At 71.9% G+C, this 4,481-nt stretch carries 4 protein-coding genes and 1 pseudogene; 3 read left to right on the top strand and 2 right to left on the bottom strand.

Features of this window, described 5'->3' with window-relative positions; translation table 11 throughout:
* The 3 genes and pseudogenes from G3I65_RS24710 to G3I65_RS24700 form a co-directional block, all read left to right on the top strand.
* Window positions 1-410, top strand: a pseudogene (locus tag G3I65_RS24710) (MFS transporter); the annotation flags it as partial.
* A gap of 142 nt (window positions 411-552) precedes the next feature.
* Window positions 553-1,092 carry a YbaB/EbfC family nucleoid-associated protein gene (locus G3I65_RS24705; RefSeq protein WP_160698214.1) on the top strand — a complete coding sequence of 180 codons (540 nt, stop codon included), beginning with the start codon at window positions 553-555 and terminating at the stop codon, window positions 1,090-1,092.
* Window positions 1,092-1,415 (top strand): WXG100 family type VII secretion target, encoded by a 324-nt coding sequence (locus G3I65_RS24700; RefSeq protein WP_160698213.1) that lies wholly within the window; start codon window positions 1,092-1,094, stop codon window positions 1,413-1,415. Before G3I65_RS24705 ends, G3I65_RS24700 begins: the two co-directional genes overlap by 1 nt.
* Window positions 1,416-1,714: 299 nt before the next feature.
* Here G3I65_RS24700 and G3I65_RS24695 read toward each other — a convergent pair whose 3' ends face one another.
* Entirely contained in the window at window positions 1,715-1,984 is a 270-nt protein-coding gene (locus G3I65_RS24695) for a hypothetical protein (protein WP_160698212.1), read from the bottom strand.
* Window positions 1,985-3,830: 1,846 nt separating this feature from the next.
* Window positions 3,831-4,184, bottom strand: coding sequence for a hypothetical protein (locus G3I65_RS24690; protein ID WP_160698211.1), 354 nt, complete (start codon window positions 4,182-4,184; stop codon window positions 3,831-3,833).
* Window positions 4,185-4,481 lie beyond the last annotated feature (297 nt).

The raw sequence follows: 4,481 nt of genomic DNA, 5'->3' as shown, positions 1-4,481 counted from the left end.
CCGGCCTGCTGCTGGCCGGGCTGCTGACCGCGCGGCTCGTCCGCAGGTTCGGCCGCCTGCGCGCGGTGCTCGGCTCGCTGCTGCTGGCGGCGATCGCGCAGTCCGCGCTGGGCCTGCCGATGGTGCTGCCGCTGGCGCTGCTCGCGTCGTTCGTGATCACCGGGGCGGGCCAGGTGCTCAAGCTCTGCGTCGACTCGTCGATCCAGCTCGACGTCGCCGACGAGGCACGCGGCCGGGTGTTCGCGCTGTACGACACGCTCTTCAACATCACGCAGGTCGCCGCGGTTTCGCTGGCCGCGCTCGTCGTGCCGGACGACGGCCGCGCGCCGGGCCTGCTCATCGCCGCGACGGCCTGCTACCTCGTCGGCGGAGCCGGGTACGCGCTGGCCCGGCGGCGCGCGATTCGCTGACGCAAAGACCCGAACCGGTCACGATGACTGCTCCATTGGCATTAGGGTGACGAGCGATCATTAGTAGGTTCGAGGGACACCGGGGGCACCTGTGACCACCGCGGGCGACGACCGTGCACGGCTCGAAGCACGCAATGCCGCGATGAAGGACCAGATGGACACCCTCCTGGAGAACTTCGAGCGGCAGACCGCGCAGCTGCGCGACGCCCAGGCCGCGGCGGCCGAGACCACCGCGCAGGTGAGCTCGCCCGACGGCCTGGTCCGCGCCACGATCGACGCCGGCGGCAGCCTCGCGAAACTCGAATTCGCCCCGGCCACCTTCGAGCGCACGACTCCCGCGCAGCTCGCGAACACCGTCCAGACGTTGGTGCGCCAGGGATCGTTGCAGGTCAAGCAGAAGATCGCGGACCTGATGGCGCCGATCACCGAAGGCCTGCCGGACCTCGCCGACCTGGTCGAGGGCGCGCCGTCGCTGGCCGGACTGGTGCCGCGGATCCCCGAGTTCGTCGAGGAAGAAGCGCCCGCGCCGCGCCCGGAGTCGTTCGAAGAGGGCGGTTCGATCCTGCGCAACGAGCAGGCGCCGCCTCCGATGCCGGCCCCGAAGCCCGCGCCCAAGCGCGTCCGCCCGCCGCGGGACGACGACGAAGAGCCGCCGTCGTCCTGGATGACGAGGGGCGACTGATGCCGGACGGGGGATCCGGCTTCACCGCGGAACCCGACGCGGTCCTGCGCGCGTCGAACGGCCTGGTCACGGCTGCGGACGGACTCGACAACGCGGTCAAGGCGCTGCAGAGCGCGCTCGCCGCGCAGGGTGAGTGCTGGGGGACCGACGACTCCGGCAAGGAGTTCGCGAAGGACTACGTGCCGGGCGCGCAGGGCGCCGTCGAAGGGTTCACCAACCTCGTGCAGGGGTTGCGGGGGATGCAGCAGAACGTCGCCAAGTCGATGAAGGCCCTCTCGGGCGCCGACGAAGACGTGACGTCCCAGCTGAGCAAGGGGCAATGACGCGTGGGTATGGAGATGCCCGACGCGGTCAAGTGGCTGCTGCCGATCGTCGTCGGGGAGAGCTGGCCCGAGGGCGACGAGACCAAGCTGCGCGCGCTGCGCGACGCGTGGCACACGGCGTCGACCGCGATCGCGCCGGCGTCCGAAGCGGGCAACCAGGCGGCATCCGGCATCCGCGACAACTGGACCGGCGACGGCGCGGACGCGTTCGCCGAGCAGTGGAAGAAGTTCGTCGAGGGCGACGAGGCGTACTTCAAGCAGCTGGCCGACGCCGCGAAGGCTCTCGGCGATTCGTGTGATCAGACGGCGTTGGACGTCGAGTACACGAAGTACATGATCATCATCTCGCTGATCGTCCTGGCCGCCCAGATCGCGGCGATGATCGCGGCGGCGGCGGTCACGTTCGGCGGCTCGACGGCGGGGATCGCGCCGGCCCAGATCGCGACCCGGATGACCGTGCAGATGCTGTTCCGGCAGCTGCTCGAGAAGCTGGCCCAGCAGGGGTTCAAGCAGCTCGCGAAGGAGCTGCTGGAGAAGCTGCTCAAGCAGGGCCTCAAGAAGATCGGCATGGAGGTCCTGAAGAACGAGGCCATCAACCTCGGCATGGACGCGGGTATTCAAGGCCTGCAGATGGCGAAGGGCGACCGCAAGGACTGGGACTGGTCGAAAACTTCGGACGCGGCGATCTCCGGCGCGGTCGGCGGCGTCGTCGGGGCGGCTTCGGGGTCTATCGGGCGTGGGGCGACCGAGGGGTTGTCGCACAGTGCCGGTGGTCAGGTCGCGGACGCTGCGATGCGTGCTGGGGCGCGGGGCGCGGTCGAGGGTGTCGCGCAGACTGTCGGGCAGGCGGCGGTTACGGGGGACCTCGGGTCGTTGACGCCGGAGCAGCTGCTGATGGGCGCTTCGAGCGGGGCGGTCGGGGGTGCTGTCGGAGGGGCGAAGGAGCAGCTGCATTCGGTTCACGAGGCGAACATTCCGGGGGCGGATGCGGATTCGGGGTCTGATTCTGGGTCTGATTCCGCGTCTGGCTCGCGGCGGGAGTCGGAGGATCGGGCGGAGTCGGCGCCTGAGTCGCGTGGTGAGGAGTCCGAGGGGCGGTCGGAGTCGCGTGAGTCGGCGCCTGAGTCGCGGGGTGAACAGCCTCGGCAGGAGTCCGCGCCTGAGTCGGGCGGCGAACAGCCGCGACAGGAGTCCGCACCCGAATCGCGCAGCGAACAGCCGCGACAGGAATCTGCGCCCGAGTCACGTGGCGAACAGCCGCGACAGGAGTCCGCACCCGAGTCACGCGGCGAACAACCTCAGACTCGGCAAGAGTCCGCACCCGAATCGCGAGGTGAGCAACCTCCGCAGGAATCTGCGCCCGAGTCGGGCGGCGAACAGCCGCGGCAAGAGTCCGCGCCAGAGGTGCGTAGTGAGTCGGCGCCCCAGTCGCGGGGTGAGGAACCCGAGGCTCGGCAGGAGTCCGCGCCTGAATCGCGGAGTTCCGAACCCGAGGTGCGTCGGGAGCAGCCGTCGTCCGCGCCCGAGGAGCCGCGTTCAGAACCCGAGACTCGTCGAGAGCCTGAGACGCAGCAACGCGCGGAGAGCGCCCCGGTCGCCCACCAACTCGAATCGCATCGAGCAGCAACGGAACCCCAGGGCGGCTACGGCATGGCGCCGCCCCCGGGAGCAGGCCCGGAACTCGGCCGCCAGAGCGGCGGACGTCCGCAGGACAACGTCGGGGCAGCGGGTTTCACGGGCGGCCAGAACCAGCCGTTCGCGGCCGACGCCGGACCGGCGCCGGTCCAGGGCGGTGGGTCGCCACAGTCTCCGGGCGGGTTCACGCCACCCCCGCCATCGGGCATGCCAGGCGGCGGACAGGGGGCGATGCCGTCTCGCGGTGGCGAGCAGCCGCGGATGGCGGATCCGCGCCGGATGATGCAGGGGCCACCGCAGCCGGGGTTGCCAGGTGGGCAACGGACCGGCCGACCGCAACCTGGCGGCCCGGTTCCCCACGGTGGGCAGGTTTCGAGTGGCGGGCAAGGGGTTCACTCCGGTGGGCAGCCGCCGCAACCGGGTGGTCAGCCACCGCGCGGCGGACAACCGCCTCAGCCGGGCGGGCGGCCGCCGCACGCTGCGCAGTCTTTTCAGCAGGGTGGCCAGCCACTTCCGCAAGGTCAGCCACCCCACGGCGGCCAGCCACACCAGCTCGCCGGGCAGCCACCACACACTGCGCAGCCGCACCCGCAAGGCGGGCAGCCACCACACGCCGGGCAGCCACGTCAGCAAGGTGGGCAGCCACTCCAGCCCAGCGGACAGCCGCCACACAACGGCCAGTCGCTACAGCCGGGTGGCCAGCCATCACACGGTGGGCAGCCGCACCCGCAAGGCGGGCAGCCACCGCACAACGGGCAGCCACTCCAGCAGGGCGCGCAGTCACCACACGGCGGGCAGCCACTCCAGCAGGGCGGGCAGCCACCGCACAGCGGGCAACCACTTCAGCAGAGCCGGTCGCCGCTCGGTGGGCAGCCGCATCAGCAAGGTGGGCGACCGCCGCAGGGTGGGCAGCCGCCGCGGCAGGGTGGGCCGGTTGCGCAGGATCCGCGGTGGTTGCTGCACGGGGGGCAGCCGCCGGTGCCGGGTGGGCCGGTGGTTCGTGGTGGGCAACCGCACAGTGGTGGGCAGCCGCAGGGCGGGCCGCCGCACAGTGGCGGGCCTCAGGGTGGGCCGCCGCAGAGTGGTGGGGCTCAGGGTGGGCAGCCGCCGGTTCAGCACGGGGGGCCGTCGCATCCTCGGGGGCCTGGTGGGCAGCCGCCGCAAGGTGGGTTGCCGCCGCATGATTCGCGGCGGATGCCGCCGATGGGTGGGCAGCGGCCTGCCGGGTATCCGAATCAGCCTCGGGGGCCGCAGGGGCCGGGGCCGCATCCTGGTGGGCGTCCGCCGATGCCGCCTCCGCCGGGTGGGCGTCCACCGATGCCGCCTCCGCCGGGTGGGCGTCCACCGATGCCTTCGCACGATCCTCGGGTGGGGCCGCCGCGATTCGGGGCGCCGCAGGAGCAGTTGCCGCGGGGGCTGTTCGAGCCGCCT

Origin of the sequence: Amycolatopsis sp. SID8362 (genome assembly GCF_010550475.1) — a bacterium.
GTDB classification, from domain to species: Bacteria; Actinomycetota; Actinomycetes; order Mycobacteriales; family Pseudonocardiaceae; genus Amycolatopsis; species Amycolatopsis eburnea.
This window is presented reverse-complemented; position numbering and strand designations above follow the sequence as displayed.

Excerpts from the sequence above, each read along its gene's own strand:
- G3I65_RS24705 (WP_160698214.1), top strand. The coding sequence starts at position 553 with ATGAAGGACCAGATGGACACCCTCCTGGAGAACTTCGAGCGGCAGACC.
- G3I65_RS24700 (WP_160698213.1), top strand. The coding sequence starts at position 1,092 with ATGCCGGACGGGGGATCCGGCTTCACCGCGGAACCCGACGCGGTCCTG.
- G3I65_RS24695 (WP_160698212.1), bottom strand. The coding sequence starts at position 1,984 with ATGCCGATCTTCTTGAGGCCCTGCTTGAGCAGCTTCTCCAGCAGCTCC.
- G3I65_RS24690 (WP_160698211.1), bottom strand. The coding sequence starts at position 4,184 with ATGCGACGGCCCCCCGTGCTGAACCGGCGGCTGCCCACCCTGAGCCCC.